Annotated in this window: 18 protein-coding genes; 10 read left to right on the top strand and 8 right to left on the bottom strand. The window is 66.8% G+C overall.

Going from position 1 to position 17,954, the window contains the following annotated elements:
- The first annotated feature begins 63 nt into the window (after nt 1-63).
- From ACZ5YA_RS05830 to ACZ5YA_RS05820, 3 genes are all read left to right on the top strand, one after another.
- On the top strand, nt 64-762 hold the full coding sequence (locus tag ACZ5YA_RS05830) for a pirin family protein (protein WP_059375824.1): 699 nt from the start codon (nt 64-66) through the stop codon (nt 760-762).
- A gap of 106 nt (nt 763-868) precedes the next feature.
- On the top strand, nt 869-1,774 hold the full coding sequence (locus tag ACZ5YA_RS05825; RefSeq protein ID WP_059375827.1) for a pirin family protein: 906 nt from the start codon (nt 869-871) through the stop codon (nt 1,772-1,774).
- Between the two features lie 88 nt (nt 1,775-1,862).
- Nucleotides 1,863-2,840 carry a Bug family tripartite tricarboxylate transporter substrate binding protein gene (locus ACZ5YA_RS05820; RefSeq protein WP_464092187.1) on the top strand — a complete coding sequence of 326 codons (978 nt, stop codon included), beginning with the start codon at nt 1,863-1,865 and terminating at the stop codon, nt 2,838-2,840.
- Nucleotides 2,841-2,855: 15 nt separating this feature from the next.
- On the opposite strand, the gene ACZ5YA_RS05815 is transcribed toward ACZ5YA_RS05820, so the two are convergent.
- From ACZ5YA_RS05815 to ACZ5YA_RS05805, 3 genes are all read right to left on the bottom strand, one after another.
- Nucleotides 2,856-3,632, bottom strand: a complete 777-nt coding sequence (locus tag ACZ5YA_RS05815) for an ABC transporter ATP-binding protein (protein ID WP_042797075.1) — start codon at nt 3,630-3,632, stop codon at nt 2,856-2,858.
- A gap of 5 nt (nt 3,633-3,637) precedes the next feature.
- Complete coding sequence (locus ACZ5YA_RS05810) at nt 3,638-5,281, bottom strand: ABC transporter permease (RefSeq protein WP_464092836.1); 1,644 nt, start codon at nt 5,279-5,281, stop codon at nt 3,638-3,640.
- A gap of 172 nt (nt 5,282-5,453) precedes the next feature.
- Nucleotides 5,454-6,497 (bottom strand): Fe(3+) ABC transporter substrate-binding protein, encoded by a 1,044-nt coding sequence (locus tag ACZ5YA_RS05805; protein ID WP_059375838.1) that lies wholly within the window; start codon nt 6,495-6,497, stop codon nt 5,454-5,456.
- A gap of 336 nt (nt 6,498-6,833) precedes the next feature.
- On the opposite strand from ACZ5YA_RS05805, the gene ACZ5YA_RS05800 reads away from it, so the two are divergent.
- Nucleotides 6,834-7,610, top strand: coding sequence for a ferredoxin--NADP reductase (locus ACZ5YA_RS05800; protein WP_059375840.1), 777 nt, complete (start codon nt 6,834-6,836; stop codon nt 7,608-7,610).
- A gap of 206 nt (nt 7,611-7,816) precedes the next feature.
- Entirely contained in the window at nt 7,817-8,608 is a 792-nt protein-coding gene (locus ACZ5YA_RS05795; protein WP_464092835.1) for an SDR family oxidoreductase, read from the top strand.
- 134 nt (nt 8,609-8,742) lie between these two features.
- Here ACZ5YA_RS05795 and ACZ5YA_RS05790 read toward each other — a convergent pair whose 3' ends face one another.
- Genes ACZ5YA_RS05790 through ACZ5YA_RS05780 form a run of 3 tightly spaced genes read right to left on the bottom strand, consistent with a single transcriptional unit; the run spans nt 8,743 to nt 11,478 of the window.
- Nucleotides 8,743-9,705, bottom strand: coding sequence for a Bug family tripartite tricarboxylate transporter substrate binding protein (locus tag ACZ5YA_RS05790; RefSeq protein ID WP_059375846.1), 963 nt, complete (start codon nt 9,703-9,705; stop codon nt 8,743-8,745).
- Nucleotides 9,706-9,739: 34 nt separating this feature from the next.
- Nucleotides 9,740-10,123: an AtuA-related protein gene (locus ACZ5YA_RS05785; RefSeq protein ID WP_118932475.1), complete on the bottom strand. Its 384-nt coding sequence runs from the start codon at nt 10,121-10,123 to the stop codon at nt 9,740-9,742.
- Complete coding sequence (locus ACZ5YA_RS05780) at nt 10,120-11,478, bottom strand: acyclic terpene utilization AtuA family protein (RefSeq protein WP_464092186.1); 1,359 nt, start codon at nt 11,476-11,478, stop codon at nt 10,120-10,122. The genes ACZ5YA_RS05785 and ACZ5YA_RS05780 overlap by 4 nt, the downstream gene beginning before the upstream one ends.
- Nucleotides 11,479-11,576: 98 nt before the next feature.
- Here ACZ5YA_RS05780 and ACZ5YA_RS05775 point away from each other — a divergent pair, with 98 nt between their 5' ends.
- Nucleotides 11,577-12,491, top strand: coding sequence for a LysR family transcriptional regulator (locus tag ACZ5YA_RS05775; protein ID WP_464092185.1), 915 nt, complete (start codon nt 11,577-11,579; stop codon nt 12,489-12,491).
- Between the two features lie 135 nt (nt 12,492-12,626).
- On the opposite strand, the gene ACZ5YA_RS05770 is transcribed toward ACZ5YA_RS05775, so the two are convergent.
- Entirely contained in the window at nt 12,627-12,794 is a 168-nt protein-coding gene (locus ACZ5YA_RS05770; RefSeq protein ID WP_118932472.1) for a YhfG family protein, read from the bottom strand.
- Between the two features lie 209 nt (nt 12,795-13,003).
- On the opposite strand from ACZ5YA_RS05770, the gene ACZ5YA_RS05765 reads away from it, so the two are divergent.
- From ACZ5YA_RS05765 to ACZ5YA_RS05750, 4 genes are all read left to right on the top strand, one after another.
- The gene (locus ACZ5YA_RS05765) at nt 13,004-13,390 is read left to right on the top strand and encodes a Rid family detoxifying hydrolase (protein WP_013393965.1); all 387 of its coding nucleotides are present in this window, start codon (nt 13,004-13,006) and stop codon (nt 13,388-13,390) included.
- A 39-nt stretch (nt 13,391-13,429) separates the two neighbouring features.
- Nucleotides 13,430-15,520, top strand: a complete 2,091-nt coding sequence (gene recG / locus ACZ5YA_RS05760; protein WP_464092184.1) for an ATP-dependent DNA helicase RecG — start codon at nt 13,430-13,432, stop codon at nt 15,518-15,520.
- A gap of 80 nt (nt 15,521-15,600) precedes the next feature.
- On the top strand, nt 15,601-16,551 hold the full coding sequence (locus tag ACZ5YA_RS05755; RefSeq protein WP_054454135.1) for a LysR substrate-binding domain-containing protein: 951 nt from the start codon (nt 15,601-15,603) through the stop codon (nt 16,549-16,551).
- A 149-nt stretch (nt 16,552-16,700) separates the two neighbouring features.
- Nucleotides 16,701-17,201 (top strand): Dps family protein, encoded by a 501-nt coding sequence (locus ACZ5YA_RS05750; protein ID WP_059375859.1) that lies wholly within the window; start codon nt 16,701-16,703, stop codon nt 17,199-17,201.
- A 67-nt stretch (nt 17,202-17,268) separates the two neighbouring features.
- Here the strand turns inward: ACZ5YA_RS05750 and ACZ5YA_RS05745 are convergent, their stop codons facing one another.
- Nucleotides 17,269-17,874, bottom strand: coding sequence for an RBBP9/YdeN family alpha/beta hydrolase (locus ACZ5YA_RS05745; protein ID WP_059376180.1), 606 nt, complete (start codon nt 17,872-17,874; stop codon nt 17,269-17,271).
- Between the last annotated feature and the right edge of the window lie 80 nt (nt 17,875-17,954).

Genomic DNA, 17,954 nt, shown 5'->3' with positions numbered 1-17,954 from the left:
GGCTTCCCAAGAAATGATGGCAGGGCTGCACAACCATTCACATTATTGAAACAGGAGTCCGCAATGCTTACCACTCGCCGCGCCGCTGAACGGGGTCATGCCAACCACGGATGGCTGGACTCGTTCCACACGTTTTCCTTCGCCAATTACTACGATCCTGCCCACATGGGCTTCGGCGCCCTGCGCGTGATCAATGACGACCGCATCGCGGCCGGCCGCGGCTTCGGCACGCATGGCCATCGCGACATGGAAATCATCACGTATGTGCTGGACGGCGCGATCGCCCACAAGGACAGCATGGGCAGCGGCTCGACCATCCAGCCCGGCAACGTGCAGCGCATGAGCGCCGGTCGCGGCGTCATGCACTCCGAGTTCAACCCGCTGGCGGACCGCGAAACGCACATGCTGCAGATCTGGATCGAGCCCGACGTCACCGGCATCGCGCCGGAGTACGAAGAGCGCGGTTTCAGCGACGAGCAGAAGCGCGGCCGGCTGCAAGCGCTGGTGTCGCCGGATGGCGCCGATGGCTCGATGAAGATCCATCAGGATGCGCGCCTCTATGGCGGGCTGTTCGACGGCGCCGAGTCGGCCGCCCTGGATCTGGCCGCCGGCCGCCGCGCCTGGGTGCACGTGGCCCGCGGCAGCCTGACGGTCAACGGCGTTGAACTGTCGGCTGGCGACGCGCTCGCCATCACCGGCGAACCCCGCGTCGAGCTGTCGGGCGGCAAGCAGGCCGAAGTCCTGGTGTTCGACCTGGCGTAATGCGCCAAAGGCGGGCGGACTGAACCAAGTCCGCCCGCCGCAGTTTTTTCATGCAGGCGGCAGGCCTTAAGATGGCCTTAGTCCCCACCACCCGGAGAGTCCGATCATGTCCACCTTGTCCGAAGCCGGCGAAAGCCAGATTGAATCCGTCGTGGTGCCGCGCACCAGCGACCTGGGCGGTTTTTCCGTGCGCCGCGCCATCCCCTCCGCGCAGCGCCGCACCGTCGGGCCGTTCGTCTTCCTGGACCACATGGGTCCGGTCGAATTTGCCGCCGGTACGGGCATAGACGTGCGCCCGCATCCGCATATCGGCCTGTCCACGGTGACCTATCTGTACGAAGGCTCCATGGTGCATCGCGACGGCGCGGGCCACACCCAGACCATCCTGCCCGGCGAGGTCAACTGGATGACGGCCGGCCGCGGCATCGTGCACTCGGAACGCTCCTCGCCCGAAAGCCGCCAGGCGGCGCAGCGCCTCTGTGGCCTGCAGATCTGGGTGGGGCTGCCCAAGGAACATGAGGAAACCGATCCGGGCTTCACCCACTATGGTCTGGATGCCCAGCCGGTCATCGAAGGCGAGGGCGTGCGCGCCCAGGTGGTGGCGGGTTCGCTGTTCGGCAAGACGTCTTCGGTGAAGACGCTGTCGCCGCTCTTCTATGGCGATCTGCAACTGCAGGCGGGCGCGACCACCGTGCTGCCGGCCGAGCATGAAGAGCGCGCCGCCTATCTGGCGCAGGGCACGGTCGAGATCGACGGCCAGGAGTTCGAAAGCGGCCGCCTGGTCGTGTTTGCGCCGGGCCGCCCCGTGCAGATCCGCGCCAAGACCGCGGCGCGCTTTGCCGTGATTGGCGGCGAACCTCTCGATGGGCCGCGCTTCGTGTGGTGGAACTTCGTCTCCAGCAGCAAGGACCGCATCGAACAGGCCAAGCAGGATTGGCAGCGCAGCCGCTTCGACCAGGTCGTGCCGGGCGACGAGACTGAGTACATCCCGCTGCCCGAACCGCGCGCCTGAGTCAACGCTCAAGCTTGGCCGCGCGCAAGCGCCGCGCGGCCGGCGGTATGATGCGCCTCCGAACCCAACAACACGGGATGGAGACAACATGCATCGCTACACATTCAACGCGCTGCGCGGCCTGGCCGCGGTGGCGCTGATCCAGGGCGCTTCGGCGGCGCTCGCCGCCGGCTATCCGGCCAAGCCCATCACCTTCATCGTGCCTTACACCGCCGGCGGCACCACCGACCTGGTGGCGCGCACCGCCGGGCAAAAGGTGGCGGAAAAATTGGGCCAACCCGTCATCGTCGAAAACCGTCCCGGCGCGGGCGGCAACATCGGCATGGACGCCGTGGCCAAGGCCGCGCCCGACGGCTACACCATCGGCTTCGGCGCGATTTCCACGAACGCCCTGAATCCTTTCGTCTACCCGTCCATGCCTTTCGATCCCACCAAGGATTTCACGGGCGTCAGCATGCTGGGCGCGTCCACCGTGGTGCTGGAAGTCGGCCCGGCCTTGAAGGTCGACAGCGTCAAGGATCTGGTCGCCTACGCCAAGCAGCATCCGGGCACCTCGTTCGGCACGCCGGGCACCGGCACCTCCATGCATCTGGCCGGCGTGATGTTCGACCAGCTGACCGGCGCCGGCATGCAGCACATTCCGTACAAGGGCAGCGCGCAGGGGCTGAACGACCTGCTGGGCGGCCACCTGCCGGTGATGTTCGACAATCTGCCGGCGTCGCTGCCGCATATCAAGGCGGGCAAGGTGCATGCGCTGGCGGTGACGGGCAGCAAGCGTGCGCCCGCCTTGCCGGACGTGCCGACGCTGGCCGAGCTGGGCTACGAGGCAGCCGTGGTCGATCCGTGGTTCGCGGTCTATGGGCCGGCGAAGATGTCGCCCGAAGTGACCAAGGCGCTCAGCGAAGCCTTCCAATGGGCGCTGGCCCTGCCGGAAGTGAAGGCCAAGCTGGAACAGGCCGGCTTCATGCCCTATGGTTCCACGCCGCAGGAAGTGGAGCGCCTGACCCAGAGCCAGCACGAGGCTTTCAAGGCCTTGTCGCAAAAGGTGAAGCTGTCGGCCGACTGAGCGGCCGGGATGACCTCAGCGGCCGCGGGCGTAGGCCTGCTCGCGCCGCTCTTCCAGCGCTTCGCGGCGGATGAAATCGCGCACGAAGTCGCTGGCGGGATGATGGTGCAGGTTATAGGGCGTGTCCCACTGCGCGATGCTGCCCTTGGACATGACGCCGATGCGGTCGGCGATGGCGAAGGCTTCGGCCTGGTTGTGCGTGACCAGGATGGCCGTGTGGCCGGTGGTCTTGAGGATGTCGCGCACCTCGAAGGCCAGGCGCTCGCGCGTGTCCACGTCCAGGTTCGAGAAGGGCTCGTCCAGCAGCAGCAGGTCGGGCGAGGGGGCCAGCGCGCGCGCCAGCGCCACGCGCTGTTGCTGGCCGCCGGAAATCTCGTGCGGATAGCTGTTGGCGGCATGGGCCAGACCCACCAGCTCCAGCATTTCTTCGACGCGGCGGGCGCGCTCCGGGCGCGCCATCTTGCGCAGGCCGAAGGCCACGTTCAGCGCCACCGTCAGGTGAGGGAAGAGCGCGTAGTCCTGGAACATCATGCCTACCCGGCGATGCTCGGGCGCGACCTGCACGGTGGGCGAGGAAATGACGGTGCCATCCAGCAGGATGCGTCCGGCCCGCACCGGCTCGAAGCCGGCGATGGCGCGCAGCACCGTGGTCTTGCCGCAGCCGGACTCTCCCAGCAGGCAGCCGATATGGCCCACGGGCAGCCCCAGCGTCAGGTCCTGCACCACGGGCTTGAGCCCCGCCGGCGTGTCGTAGGCGAGGGAAAGGTGATCGAGTTCTAACAGATCGGGCACGATGATCAATGTCCCATTTTCAGATTGGTGCGCGCCAGCAGGATGACGGGGAACAGGCCGGCCAGCACGATGGCCAGCGCGGCGACGGCGCCTTCTTCATAGGTGCCGCGGGCCGCCTCGGCGTAGAGCCAGGTTGCGAGCGTGTCGAAATTCATGGGCCGCAGCAGCAGCGTCGCGGGCAGTTCCTTCATGGCGTCCACGAACACCAGCAGGGCGCTGGCCGCGAGCGCGGGGCGCAAGAGCGGCAGATGCACGCGGCGCAAGGTCCCGGCCGAGCTTTCGCCCAAGAGGCGCGAAGCCTGCTCCAGTGACGGCGGAATACGGGCCAGGCCGGCTTCCAGCGCGCCGGTGGAAATTGCGAGGAAACGGATCGCGTAGGCGCAGACCAGCGCGCCCATCGAGCCCATCAGGAACAGTCCCGTGCCGCCGAAGACCTTGGCGACCGCGGTATCGATCCAGACGAACGGCGTGAGCAGGCCGATGGCCAGCACCGTGCCGGGCACGGCATAGCCCAGGCTGGCGATGCGCGCGCAGGCGCGGCCCGGGTTGAAGCCCGAGCTTTCGCGCAGCGTGCGTCCGGCCCAGGCCACGATCAGCCCGCACAGCAGGGTGACGACGGTGGCGCTGAAGGCCACGATCAGGGTATTGCTCAAGCCGTTCAACAACTGATGGGAAACGCCGCCCACCAGATGCAGGCGCTTGTAGGTCTCCACGACCAGATAGAGCGCCGGCGCGACAAAACCGATCAGCACCGGTATCCAGCCCAACGCCGCGGCAACGGCCGCCGCCGGACCGCGCAGGCGGCGCGGCTGCATCGGGCGCATGCGCTGCGTGTTGGCGTAGCGCTGGCGCTTGCGGCCATGGCGTTCCAGCAGGATCAGCCCGATCACGATCGCCAGCATGGTGAGCGCGATCTGCGCCGCGCCCGCCAGGTCCGAACGCGTGACCCAGGTGGTGTAGACCGACACGGTCAGCGTCTGCACGCCCAGGAATTCCGAAGCGCCGATGTCATTCAGCGTTTCCAGCAGCGCCAGGCTGACGCCCACCACGATGGCGGGCCGGGCCAGCGGCAGGGCGACGCGGAAGAACACGGCGAGGCGGCCGGCGCCCAGCGTGCGGGCCGCTTCCAAGAGGCTGGCGGCCTGCGTCATGAACATGACGCGGGTACTCAGGTAAACATAAGGGTAGAGCACGAAGCCCAGCACGAAAATTGCGCCATAGATGGAACGCAGGTCGGGCAGGCGGAACTGGCGCGGGCTGTCATAGCCCAGCAGCGCGCGGATCGCGGTCTGTATCGGGCCGATGGGATGCAGCAGGTCCAGATAGGCGAAGGCGATGATGTAGGTCGGCACCGCCAGCGGCAGCAGCAGCGCCCAGGTCAGCACGCGGCGGGTAGGGAAGTCGTACGCGGTCACCAGCCAGGCCGCGCCCGTGCCCAGCAGCGTCACCAGCACGCCCACCCCGGCCAGCAGGATGGCGGTATTGGCCAGCGCCTGCGGCAATACGTAATTGGCGAGATGCTGCCAATGCGAGAGTTCGCCGCCCAGCGCCCACCAGCCCAGCGTCAGGACGGGCGCCAATACGGCCAGCGCGATCAGGGCGGCGCCGGCCAGCCAGCCGGCCCCGCGTTCAGTCCAGCGCAGACGCAGCGGCCGGGGCAAAGAATCTGTGTGCGTGCTTCAAAGTCGATTGCATCAATGGCAAGGCCTGCTCCCCCAAAAGAAGGGAGCAGGCCCTACGCGTGAGCTTATGCGCAGCCCGCGCGTTTGTCACTGCCGCATGGTTTCGCCAAGCCGGCGGGCGTGGCGTTCCATGGGCCTATCAGTTGTCAAAACCGACCTTGTCCACCAATTCGCTGGCTTGCTTGCGATGCTTGGCGATCTCGGTCAGCGGCAGCGGGTCCACCTTCAGTTCGCCAAAACTGGCGATCACGGGGTCCAGCTTCACGCCCTTGCGGACGGGGTATTCATAGTTTGCCTGGGCGTACAGGGCCTGGGCGGGTTCCGACACCAGGAAGTCCAGCAGCTTGACCGCGTTGGCCTTGTTGGGCGCGTGGGCGGCAACGGCGGCGCCGCTGACGTTCACGTGCGTGCCGCCGCTCTTGGCGTTGGCGAAGGTCGGGCGGATCACCTTGATGGCATCGCCCCACTTGCGGGCGTCGGTGCCGGGCTCCGCATTCTTCATGTGGCCGACGTAATAAGCGTTGGCCAGGCCGATGTCGCAGATGCCGCCCAGGATGTCGCGGGCCACGTCGCGGTCGCCGCCGGCAGCCTTGCGGGCCAGGTTGGCCTTGACGCCGCGCAGCCATTTTTCGGTGGCTTCGGCGCCGTCATGCGCGATCATGGAGGCGACCAGCGCGGTGTTGTAGGGATGCTGGCCCGAACGGATGCAGACCTTGCCCTTCCACTTGGGATCGGCCAGGTCTTCGTAGCGGAAGGCTTCCAGCTTCAGGTCCTTTTCCACGTACAGCACGCGGTCGCGCAGCGACAGGGCGTACCACTTGCCGTCGGCGCCGCGCAGGTTGGCGGGGATGACGGATTCCAGGGTTTGCGACTTGACCGACTGGGTCACGCCGCCATCGACCAGGTCCAGCAGGTTGCCGATGTCCACGGTCATCAGCACGTCGGCGGGCGACTTGGCGCCTTCCGCCTTGACGCGCTCCAGCAGGCCGTCCTTGACGAAGACCGTGTTGACCTTGATGCCGCTTTCCTTGGTGAAGGCGTCCAGCAGCGGCTGGATCAGCTTGGGTTCCCGGGTGGTGTAGAGGCTGACTTCCTCGGCGGCGTTGGCCGACACGGCGAAGGCGGCGGCGCCGGCCAGCGCCAGGGCGCGCAGCAGCGAGTTCAATTGGGGACGCTTGGTCATGACGAGGTGCTCCGGCTAGGGCTGCAGAGGGATTCCCGAGGCTTCAGGCCTTCCCGCTGCGCAAAACTGTCTGCTAACGAAAATGATTATCAAATGAGAACGCGACGATAACAGGAAGCAAAGCGGCGTTCAACTGGTCGTAAGTCAGGCAGGCTGCAAGCTTGATCCCCATCAATACGGCATAAGGGTATTACGGAATAATGAGAGCAGTTATCATCGAGACCCTGTAGAATAGGGTCAACCCTAATGCCGGCCGCGTCTTTTGTGCGGTGCGGAATGACCCAGCGGCGCAAGCCGGGCGCGTAGCCCGGGGCGGTCGCCCTTATTTGATACGACATGGCTGCTTTCAACACTGAGCGCGTACTAAGCGTGCACCACTGGAACGACACCCTGTTTTCCTTTACCACGACGCGTGACTCGGCCTTGCGGTTCCACAATGGCCACTTCGTGATGATCGGACTGGAAGTTGAAGGCAAGCCCTTGCTGCGGGCCTACAGCATCGCCAGCGCCAACTATGAAGAGAACCTCGAGTTCCTCAGCATCAAGGTGCAGAACGGCCCGCTCACGTCGCGCCTGCAGCATCTGAAAGAAGGCGACACCATCCTGGTCAGCCGCAAGCCCGTGGGCACGCTGGTCGTGGACGACCTGAAGCCGGGCAAGCACCTGTTCCTGTTCGGCACGGGCACGGGCCTGGCGCCTTTCATGAGCATCATCAAGGATCCGGACGTCTACGAACGCTTCGACAAGGTCATCCTGGTGCATGGCGTGCGTTGGGTCAGCGAGCTGGCCTACGCCGACTTCATCGAAAAGGAATTGCCGAACAACGAATTCTTCGGCGATGTGGTGCGCGAGAAGCTCGTGTATTACCCGACGGTCACGCGCGAACCGTTCCGCAACCAAGGCCGCATCACCGAACTGATGGAAAACGGCAAGCTGTGCGCCGACATCGGCATTCCCCAGATCAACCCGGAAACCGACCGCGCCATGATCTGCGGCAGCCCCCATATGTTGGCCGACATCAGCGCCATGCTGGACAAGCGCGGCTTCACGGTATCGCCGGGCGTGGGCCAGCCGGGCGACTACGTGGTCGAGCGCGCATTCGTGGACAAATAAGTCCCGGCTCCGGCGCCAAGCCAAAAACCCATCGCAGCGATGCGATGGGTTTTTTGTTTTCCGAGGCCGTAGGACGTCATTTTCAAGCGCAGCCCCGCAACGAGAAGCACGCGGCGCTGATGGGGCGCGACAATACAAGGCTCAAGGCGCGGATCGCGGAATCCGCCATGCGCCAATCGATTGCAAACAACGACAAGGAGCGAGAAATGGATCTGGGCATTACGGGCAGGACCGCGCTGGTGGGCGGCGCAAGCAAAGGCCTGGGCTACGGCTGCGCGCTGGCCTTGGTGCGCGAGGGCGTCAACGTGGTGATCGTTGCGCGCGGCGCCGACGCCCTTGAGGCCGCGCGGCAGCAACTGCTGCAGGCGCGGCCGGACGGCAAGACCTTCGTCAAGGCCGTGGCCGCCGATATCACCACCGCGCAAGGCCGCGAGGCCGTGTTCACCGCGCATCGCGACTACGACATCGTGGTCACGAACGCGGGCGGGCCGCCACCCGGGGACTTCCGCGATTGGGGCAGGGAGCAGTGGCTGAACGCGGTCGACGCCAACATGCTCACGCCGATCGAGTTGATCAAGGCCACCGTGGACGGCATGGCCGAGCGCGGCTTCGGGCGCATCGTCAACATCACGTCCAGCGCGGTCAAGGCGCCAATCGACATCCTGGGCCTGTCCAATGGCGCGCGCAGCGGCTTGACCGGTTTCGTGGCGGGCGTGGCGCGCAGCGACATCGCGGCCCGCGGCGTCACGATCAACAATCTGCTGCCGGGCGCTTTCGCCACCGATCGCTTGAGCTCGGCCCTGGCGGCATCGGCAGCCAAAACGGGGCAGGACGCGCAAGCCGTGCGTGCCCAGCGCCAGGCAGCGATTCCGGCTGGCCGCTTTGGCAACGCGGAGGAGTTCGGCGCCATCTGCGCCTTCCTGTGCAGCGTCCATGCGGGCTACATCACCGGCCAGAATGTGCTGGCGGACGGCGGCGCCTATCCCGGCACATTCTGAGCGGCCGGCGGTGACGTGTCGAGCAGATCTGTTCGCGGGCTAGACGGTGTGAATGACCGGCCCTCGGCAGCGGCGTGCCCAACTGGCGACGGGCGGCGGCGCGAGCGCGCACCGCCGCCTGCAGGCGCCCCGGCCTATTCAGGCTGAATGCCTGCCTTCTTGATGATCTCGCCCCACTTCTTCGACTCGGCCTGCTGGAACTGCGCAAGTTCTTCCGGCGTGGAGCTTGCCGCGTCCGTGCCCGTCTGCGCATAGAACTGCTTGGCGGGAGCGCTTGCCGTGGCCTTGACCAGCAATTCATTCAGGCGCTTGACGACATCCGGTGGCGTGCCGGCAGGCGCATACGCGGCGAACCAGTAGCCCATTTCGTAGCCCGGGACACCGGCTTCGGCGATGGTGGGCACGTCCGGCGCCAGCGGCGAGCGCGCCTGGCCGGTCACGCCCAACGCGCGCAGCTTGCCCGACTTGACCTGCGGCAGGCCGGTGGCGGTGTCGGTGATCATCATATCGATCTGGCCGCCCAGGAGGTCGGTGACCGCCAGCGGGTTGCTCTTGTACGGCACGTGCAGCAGCTGCACGCCCGCCATCTGCTGCAGCAGTTCGCCGGCGATGCGGCTGCTGGAGCTGCCGCTGCCGAAGCTCAGCTTGCCGGGCGCTTGCTTGGCCTGGGCCAGGAAGTCGCCGACCGTCTTGGCCGGCGAACTGGGATTGACCACCATGATCTGGCCGCCTTTGCCCAGCAGGGTCAGCGGCGCGTAGTCCTTGACCGGATCGTAGGTCAGCGTCTTGTAGAGGTGTTCATTGGCGGCGTGCGTGGTGTTGGTGGTGATCAGCACGGTGTAGCCGTCAGGAGCGGCGCGGGCGCCGGCGGCGGCGCCTATCATCGCGCTGGCCCCGGGCTTGTTCTCGATCACCACGGCCTGGCCGGTCTGTTCGGTGACGCCCTGGCCGATGGCGCGGCCGATCTGGTCGGTGGCGCTGCCGGCCGCGAACGGCACGATGAAGGTGATGGGTTTGGCGGGGAACTGGGCCATGGCGCTCAAGGGCAGGGCGGCGGCCAGCAGCAAGGCCAGCCGGCCTTTGGAAGCAATGCGCATGTGTGTCTCCTGTGGATTTTTATAGGAATCGAAATCAGGCGGCCGCGGGGCGGTCGCCGGGTATGTCAGGCAGTCGGGCGGCCAGCGCCGGGCTGACCTCGACCGTCATGTCCAGCAATCTGAATGACAGGCTCTTGCCGTGCGTATCCAGGTTGAGGGCATCGTTGACGCCGCCGTCCAGCACGCCTTCCAGCACGAAGTTCATGGCGTGCAGCGTGGGCAGCATGTAGCGGGTGACGCGGCTGGGGCGGCGGTAGGCGAACCAGGCGGCGACGCGGGCTTCGGTAGCCTGTGCCGCCAGCACGTCGTAGCATTCCGGGTCCCAGGCGATCAGGCTCAGGTTGGAGATGTCGCCCTTGTCGCCGGAACGGCTGTGCGCCAGGCGATATAGGGGGACTGAGATCAGCGGCGGATTCATTGGGGGGCTTCTTCCAGGAAGGTCCAGCCGCTGGGCACGGCGTCGCGCGGCAGGGTGCAGGACAGCATGTTCAGGCGCGGGCGCAGCGCGGTGCGCACGCCGCCGCCGCCGGCCGGGCCGCAGGTATAAAGCGCGGTCACTTCGCGCAGCACGCTTTCCGCCAGCTTGCGGTCCAGATGTTCGGCCGCGATGCGCAGTCGCACGTCGCGCGCATGGCCGGGGGGCAGGGCCGACAGCATGCTGCCGGCGTCGTCGCCCAGGATGCTGATGGCGCCGATGAGGTCGGCGCGCAGCCGCAGGGCCGGGTCCAGGCGCTTGCGCACGATATCGGCGGCCAAGCGGGCGCGCGCCTCGGCCTGTACCCCGGCGTAGGAGATCTCGGCCTCGGCCAGCCAGCCGCCGCGGTAGCAGACGTTGACCTTGAGTTCCGCCGGACGCGCGTGGCCGGTGATGCCACGCACCGACACCCGATCGCCGCCCAGGTCGACCACCTCGGCGCGGCTCAGGTCGGCGACGACGTCCGGCGTCAGGTAGCGCGCTGGATCGTGCACCTCGTACAGCAGTTGTTCCTTGACCGTGCGGGCGTCGACCATGCCGCCAGTACCGTCTGCCTTGCCGATCACGAATTCGCCGTCCGCATCGATCTCGGCGATGGGAAAGCCCGCGGCATGCACGTCCGGCACGTCCTTCAGGCCCGGCACGCAGAAGTAGCCGCCGGTAACCTGCAGGCCGCATTCCAGCATGTGGCCGGCCATGGTGGCGCGGCCCAGCCGCGGCCAATCGTCCATGGACCAGCCGAAATGAGCCAGCGCCGGACCCAGCGTGAGCGATGGGTCCGACACGCGGCCCGCGACCACGATCTGCGCGCCGGCCCGCAGCGCCTCTGCGATCTCGGCGGCGCCGAGGTAGGCGGTGGCGCTGACCACGTCCACTCCGTCCAGCGCGCCGCCAAGGCGTAGTCGCAGCAGTTCGCGTTGCGCATCGCCGGACAGCGCGTCGCCGTGCACCACCGCGATGCGCGGCGCGGGCAGGCCTTGCTGCCGGGCCAGCGCGGCAATGCGCCGGGCCGCGGCGCGTGGGTTCGCCGCGCCGAAGTTGCCGACGATGCGGATGCCGTGGCGCAGGCAATCGGCCAGCACCGGGCCGACCAGTTCGTCCAGCAAGGGTTCGTAGCCGCGCTCCGGATCTTCGTTGCGGGCCAACTGGGCCAGCGCCAGCGTGCGCTCGGCCAGCGTTTCATAAATCAGCACGCCGCCGCCGCGGGCGATCAGCGTGCGCACCACGGCGGCGGCGCCGTCGCTGCGGTCGCCGGAGAACCCGGAGGCGCAGCCTATGTGGAGGGGGGCTAGGGACATACGGAATCAGGGCAGGGGTCTAGGTGTCTGAGCCCACTATAGGCATGCGCGGCTCATCAGTAAAATAGAAAGATCGGATCAATTCATAGAGAAAACCCATGAATCTGTCTGCTCGCCAATTGCGCGCGTTCGTGGCCCTGGCCGAAGAAAAACACTTCACCCGGGCCGCCCAGCGCTGCCACCTGACGCAGCCGGCCTTCAGCGCCCTGATCCGCCAACTGGAGGACTGCGCGGGCTTGCGCCTGTTCGACCGCAACACGCGCCATGTGGAACTGACGGTCGAAGGGCAGGTGCTGGACGCGACCGCGCGCAGGCTGCTGGCCGACATGGACCTGGTCATGGAGGACCTGCGCGACCATGCCGCCAGGCGCCGTGGGCGGGTGGCGCTGGCGGCCTTGCCTTCGCTAGCCGCGGGTTGGCTGCCGGGGCTGTTGGCGCGCTTTCGCGTAGCCTATCCCGGCATCACGGTGGACCTGCGCGATGCGCTGCTGGATCCCTGCCTGGATCTGGTGCAGGCAGGGCAGGTCGACTTCGCCGTGGCTTCGCGGCGGCCAGACATGAACGATCTGGACAGCGAGTTCCTGCATGCCGACCGCTACTTCCTCGTATGCCGCGCCGACCATCCGCTGGCGGACGCGGGCCGCGCCCGGCTGCGCGACATCCTGCGCTATCCCATGATCCAGCTCGCGCGCGGCAGCAGCGTGCGCAAGCATCTGGACGCCGCCCTGGGCGCAGACGCGCCCGCGCCGGTGTTCGAGGTCGAACACCTGGCCACGGCAACGGGGCTGGTGCGCGCGGGGCTGGGCATCTCGGTTGTGCCGGCGATGACGCTGTTCCACTTCGGCGGCGCCGACCTGCGCATCGTGCCGCTGGCCGGCAAGGCCTTGACCCGGCCTCTCTACCTGGTGCGGCGCAAGGGCCGCACGCTATCGGTCGCAGCGCAGGCCTTGTATGACCTGCTGCGGGAGCATCGGGGGGATATCGATAGCCCGGGATTCCATGGAGTTGGCTAGTCATGGCGGCGATCTCGGAAAGATCTTGCTCAGCCTGCACGAGCAACGAATCGTCCCGGATGTTCAGTCGGTTGCGTAGCGTGAAACCGCCGGGGTAGCAGTACGGATCCTGTCCGGTGCCGTACTTGTCCAATGTCAGGCAGGCTTGCGATAGGCGCGCAACACGGCTTCGCGGGAAGGCAGTTCGCGCTGCGCGTGGGCGGGCGTGACTGGGTAACCTTCCAGGCGCAGGCTGGCTGCGTAGTTGGAGCGGCGCACCTTTGCCCAATAGTCCAGCTTGGCTTGGAGGCTGGTGTTTTTCAAGGGAGACGCCTCATTTGAGAAGCTGCGGGGGGTATCCAGACGATTATGCCGAAGCGCGCATTGGACTTGGCTGGCCCAGCCTTGCGGGAAGCATCATATATGTTCCGTCTTGCAGCCACCCTACGGCATTCAGCCACTTTCGCAAAAGTCTATTGCTGGATAAACTTCGATAGTTGTAGTTTCTATCCGACTTTCGAAGGATTCCGCCCATGAGCAAGCAAATCATCCATACCGACACCGCGCCCGCCGCGGTAGGCCCTTACTCGCAAGCGGTTGCCGTAAGCGGCACCAAGACCGTCTATCTCTCGGGCCAGATCGGCCTGGAGCCGGGCACTGGCGATCTGGTCTCCGAGAACTTCGATGCGCAGGTGCGTCAGGCTTTCGCCAACATGCAGGAAGTCATCAAGGCTGCCGGCGGCACGCTGGACAATGTGGTCAAGCTGACGCTGTTCCTGACCGACCTGGGCAAGTTCACGGCCGCCAACGCCATCATGGCCGAGATCATTCCCCAGCCGTTCCCGGCGCGCTCGACCATCGGCGTGGCCAGCCTGCCCAAGGGCGCGCAGTTCGAGGTCGAAGCCATTCTGGTCCTGTAAGGCCCGTCCGGACTTTTCAATCCAGGGGTTCGTTTCTCCATGCCGGCCGCAGCCGCGGCTTCCAAGCGATCCGGCGCCGACAACAAAGGCGCCGGCAAAGCGATGACGGATACGGAGCGCAAGCTTCGTAACCTGGGTTTGGTGCTGCCCGAGGATTTCGTGCTGCACCTGCCGCTGCGGTACGAGGACGAAACCCGCATCATGCCGATCAGCGCCCTGCGGCCCGGTTTTGCCGGGCAGGTCGAGGGCGAGATCACCAAGTCCGAGGTTCTCTACCGGCCCCGGCGCCAGCTGACCGCAACCCTGGCGGACGACAGCGGCGAACTGCAATTGCGCTGGCTGAATTTCTATCCCAGCCAGCAGAAGCAAGTCACGGTGGGCAAGCGCCTGCGTGCGCGCGGCGAGGTCCGCGGCGGCCTGTTCGGGCGCGAGATGGTGCATCCGCGCATGACCAATGCCGACGCGCCGTTGCCCACGGCGCTGACGCCCGTCTATCCCAGCACCGAAGGGCTGCCGCAACTGACGTTGCGCCGTGCCATCGCGCAGGCGCTGGACCGCGCCGACCTGTCCGACACCTTGCCCGACGAGGCGCGGGCGCGTTACGACCTGCCGCCGTTCGAACCGGCCATCCGCGCGCTGCATACGCCAGCGCAGGGCGAGTCCGAGCAGGCCTTGCTGGATCGCGTGCATCCCGCTTGGCGGCGCATCAAGTTCGATGAACTGCTGGCGCAGCAACTGTCGCTGGCGGCCGCGCGCGCTGCGCGCCGCGTCAAGGAAGCGGAATCGTTGCCCGTGCGCAATGAGGTTGGGGGCCTGGTCGCCAGATTGTACGAAGCCTTGCCGTTCAAGCTGACCGGCGCGCAAGAGCGCGTGGTTCAGGAAATTTCCGCAGACCTGGCCAAGCCGTATCCGATGCACCGCTTGCTGCAAGGCGACGTGGGCAGCGGCAAGACGGTCGTGGCGGCCATCGCCGCCGCCCAGGCCATCGCCAGCGGCGCGCAGGTCGCGCTGATGGCGCCCACCGAAATCCTGGCGGAGCAGCACTTCCGCAAACTGGTGTCCTGGCTGCAGCCGCTGGGCGTGAACGTGGCCTGGCTGAGCGGCAGCCTCGCCGCCAAGGCGCGCCGCGAAGCCGTGGCGGCCGCGGCTGACGGCAGCGTGCAATTGATCGTGGGCACGCAGGCGCTGATCCAGGACAACGTCGAATTCCATCGCCTGGGCCTGTCCATCGTCGACGAGCAGCACCGCTTTGGCGTCGGGCAGCGCCTGGCGCTGACCCGCAAGGGTGAAACCGTGCGCGGGCGCAATGTGCCGCACCAGCTCAACATGAGCGCGACGCCGATTCCGCGCACGTTGGCCATGACCTTTTTCGCCGACCTGGATGTGTCCGTCATCGACGAGCTGCCGCCTGGGCGCAGCCCCGTGCTGACCAAGCTTGTGTCGGACGCAAGGCGCGAGGAAGTCATCGCCCACATTGCCCAGGCCGCGCGCGGCGGGCAGCAGGCCTACTGGGTTTGCCCGCTGGTCGAGGAAAGCGAGGCCCTGGAACTCCAGACCGCCGTGGATACCTACGAAGGCATGCGCGCCGATTTGCCGGACCTGCGCATCGGACTGGTGCATGGCCGGTTGCCGCAAGCCGAAAAGGCCGCCGTGATGCAGGCGTTCCGAGATGGCGAAGTCGACCTGCTGGTCGCCACCACCGTGATCGAGGTGGGCGTGGACGTGCCGAACGCCTCGCTCATGGTGATTGAGCACGCCGAGCGTTTCGGCCTGGCGCAGCTGCATCAGCTGCGCGGCCGGGTAGGGCGCGGCACCGCCGAATCGGTATGCGTGCTGCTCTATCAGACGCCGCTGTCGCAAGTGGCGCGCGAACGCCTGCGGGCCATGTTCGAGACCTCGGACGGCTTTGAAATCGCCCGCCGCGACCTGGAACAACGCGGCCCGGGAGAGTTCCTGGGCACGCGCCAGTCCGGCATGGCCTTGCTGCGCTTCGCCGACCTGGAAACGGACGCGGCCATCGCCGAAGACGCACGCGATGCGGCGGTCTGGCTGCGCGCCGAGCATCCGGCCGCGGTCGAGGCGCACCTGGCGCGCTGGATGCGCGGACGCGAGGATTTCCTGCGCACTTGACCATGCAGCCAGCCGCCAATCTCAATCTAGCAAGCGCCAGCCACAAGGCTGGGGCATAACCCCCGGGGGCGTAGTCCACCATGACTCTCACCGAACTCAAGTACATCGTCGCCGTCGCGCGCGAACGGCATTTCGGCCGGGCGGCCGAGGCCTGTTTCGTCAGCCAGCCCACGCTCTCGGTGGCGATACGCAAGCTGGAAGACGAATTGGGCGTGACGCTGTTCGAGCGCGGCGGCGCCGAGGTCGGCGTCACTCCCATCGGCCAGCGCATCGTGGCGCAGGCGCAGAAGGTGCTGGAAGAAAGCGCCAGCATCAAGGAGATCGCGCGCCAGGGACACGACCCGTTGGCCGGCCCCTTGCGCGTCGGCGTCATTCACACCATCGGTCCGTACCTGTTGCCGCGGCTGGTGCCGGAGCAGATCCGCCGCACGCCGCAGATGCCACTGTTGCTGCAAGAGAATTTCACGGTGCGGCTGGTTGAACTGCTGCGCCAGGGCGAGATCGATTGCGCCATCATGGCTTTGCCGCTGCCCGAGGCCGGCCTGGTCATGCAACCCTTGTACGACGAGCCCTTTGTGGTGGCCGTGCCCAATGACCACGAGCTGGCCCGGCGCCAGGCGATCGACGCCCAGGACCTGAAGCAGCAGACCATGCTGCTGCTGGGCAGCGGCCATTGCTTCCGCGACCAGGTGCTGGAAGTCTGTCCCGAGCTGTCGCGCTTTTCGGCGGCCAGCGATGGCATTCAGCGCACCTTCGAAGGCTCATCGCTGGAGACCATCCGCCACATGGTCGCGGCCGGCATTGGCGTGACCGTGTTGCCCGTGACCGCGGTGCCGGAACAGCCCCCATCCAACAGCCTGCTGCGCTATCTGCCATTTGACGGCCACGTGCCGGAGCGCCGCGTGGTGCTGGCCTGGCGTCGCAGCTTCCCGCGGCTGGCCGCCATCGAGGCGCTGGCGCAGGCGGTCTATGCCTGCGAGCTGCCCGGCGTGAAGATGCTGACCGACGAGGTGGCGGCGGTGCAGGATTGATTTCCGGGCCGCTGTCCGGCGGCTGCGCGCGCGGTTTGCGCCGCGTCAAAAGGTCGCAGGACTGATTGATGAAAGCGGCGGATATTGCGGCATTTCGCCGCATTTGCAGTGTTATCCTTGTTTCGCACATACATCCCTAGGAGCTAGCAATGGCCAAGTCCCCCAAGAAGACCTCCAGCGTTCCGCGCATCAACATCGGCATCTCGGACAAGGACCGCGCCGCCGTCGCCGGCGAACTGTCCAAGCTGCTGGCCGACTCGTACACGCTGTACCTGATGACGCACAACTTCCACTGGAACGTCACGGGGCCCATGTTCAACACGCTGCACCTGATGTTCATGACCCAGTACACGGAAGAGTGGAACGCACTGGACAGCATCGCCGAGCGCATCCGCGCGCTGGGTCACTATGCGCCGGGCACCTACCGCGAATTCAGCAAGCTGTCCTCGATCTCCGAGCCGGACTCGGTGCCCGAGGCCCTGGAAATGGTGCGCCTGCTGGTGACCGCCAACGAATCGGTCGCCAAGACCGCTCGCGCCGCCTTCGAGAAGGCCGATGCCGCCAACGACCAGCCCACGGCCGACCTGCTGACGCAGCGCCTGGACGTGCACGAAAAGAACGCCTGGATGCTGCGCAGCCTGCTGCAGTGATCGCGACGGCCGCCGCATGAAAAACGGAGCCTCGCGGCTCCGTTTTTTTTCAGCAGCAGGACTGAGTTCAGGGTTGATGCGATAGCGGCCGCGCCGGGATGGGCGCGATCCGCTCGGGCGGCGGCGTCACCCGCCACACCGCGCGCCGGCGCAGCGCGCCCAGCAGCTTCAGGCCCTGCGGCCAGTCGTCCAGGCCGCTCTCGGCGTTGATGTGGCCAGCGCCCGGCACGACCACCAGCCGGCTGCCCCAATCGCGCGCAAAGGCGCGGGCGCGTTCCAGTTGGCAATAGGGATCGTTGTCGCTCGCCACCACCACGCTTTGGAAGGGCAGGGAATGGCGCGGTACCGGCCCGAAGTTTCTCAGGCAGGCGGGAGCATTGTCGCGCTCCACGTCGGCGGGCGCCACCAGCAGGGCGCCAGCGACCTTGGCGCGCAGCGGCACCGGCAGGGCGGCGCTGATCAGGCAACCCAAGCTGTGCGCGACCAGGAGGACGGGACTGCGGGCCTCGTTCACCTCGGTGGCCAGCGCCGCGATCCATTCGCCGGGAGTCGGATGTTCCCAGTCGCGCTGCTCGACGCGGCGCGCATGCGGCAGCAGGGCCATCCAGCGCGATTGCCAGTGTTGCGGTCCGGAGTTTTTCCATCCGGGAACGATGATCGGTTGGAGTCTCATGGCGGCCATGATGCCGGGCGGCCTTAGTAACGCAAACGAATAAATCGTCTTTTGCATATACGCCAGCGGGCATAAGGGCA

The sequence above is a fragment of the Achromobacter sp. JCM 18799 genome (genome assembly GCF_055395645.1).
This window is presented reverse-complemented; position numbering and strand designations above follow the sequence as displayed.

Excerpts from the sequence above, each read along its gene's own strand:
- ACZ5YA_RS05830 (WP_059375824.1), top strand. The coding sequence starts at position 64 with ATGCTTACCACTCGCCGCGCCGCTGAACGGGGTCATGCCAACCACGGA.
- ACZ5YA_RS05825 (WP_059375827.1), top strand. The coding sequence starts at position 869 with ATGTCCACCTTGTCCGAAGCCGGCGAAAGCCAGATTGAATCCGTCGTG.
- ACZ5YA_RS05820 (WP_464092187.1), top strand. The coding sequence starts at position 1,863 with ATGCATCGCTACACATTCAACGCGCTGCGCGGCCTGGCCGCGGTGGCG.
- ACZ5YA_RS05805 (WP_059375838.1), bottom strand. The coding sequence starts at position 6,497 with ATGACCAAGCGTCCCCAATTGAACTCGCTGCTGCGCGCCCTGGCGCTG.
- ACZ5YA_RS05800 (WP_059375840.1), top strand. The coding sequence starts at position 6,834 with ATGGCTGCTTTCAACACTGAGCGCGTACTAAGCGTGCACCACTGGAAC.
- ACZ5YA_RS05795 (WP_464092835.1), top strand. The coding sequence starts at position 7,817 with ATGGATCTGGGCATTACGGGCAGGACCGCGCTGGTGGGCGGCGCAAGC.
- ACZ5YA_RS05790 (WP_059375846.1), bottom strand. The coding sequence starts at position 9,705 with ATGCGCATTGCTTCCAAAGGCCGGCTGGCCTTGCTGCTGGCCGCCGCC.
- ACZ5YA_RS05785 (WP_118932475.1), bottom strand. The coding sequence starts at position 10,123 with ATGAATCCGCCGCTGATCTCAGTCCCCCTATATCGCCTGGCGCACAGC.
- ACZ5YA_RS05780 (WP_464092186.1), bottom strand. The coding sequence starts at position 11,478 with ATGTCCCTAGCCCCCCTCCACATAGGCTGCGCCTCCGGGTTCTCCGGC.
- ACZ5YA_RS05775 (WP_464092185.1), top strand. The coding sequence starts at position 11,577 with ATGAATCTGTCTGCTCGCCAATTGCGCGCGTTCGTGGCCCTGGCCGAA.
- ACZ5YA_RS05765 (WP_013393965.1), top strand. The coding sequence starts at position 13,004 with ATGAGCAAGCAAATCATCCATACCGACACCGCGCCCGCCGCGGTAGGC.
- recG (WP_464092184.1), top strand. The coding sequence starts at position 13,430 with ATGCCGGCCGCAGCCGCGGCTTCCAAGCGATCCGGCGCCGACAACAAA.
- ACZ5YA_RS05755 (WP_054454135.1), top strand. The coding sequence starts at position 15,601 with ATGACTCTCACCGAACTCAAGTACATCGTCGCCGTCGCGCGCGAACGG.
- ACZ5YA_RS05750 (WP_059375859.1), top strand. The coding sequence starts at position 16,701 with ATGGCCAAGTCCCCCAAGAAGACCTCCAGCGTTCCGCGCATCAACATC.
- ACZ5YA_RS05745 (WP_059376180.1), bottom strand. The coding sequence starts at position 17,874 with ATGAGACTCCAACCGATCATCGTTCCCGGATGGAAAAACTCCGGACCG.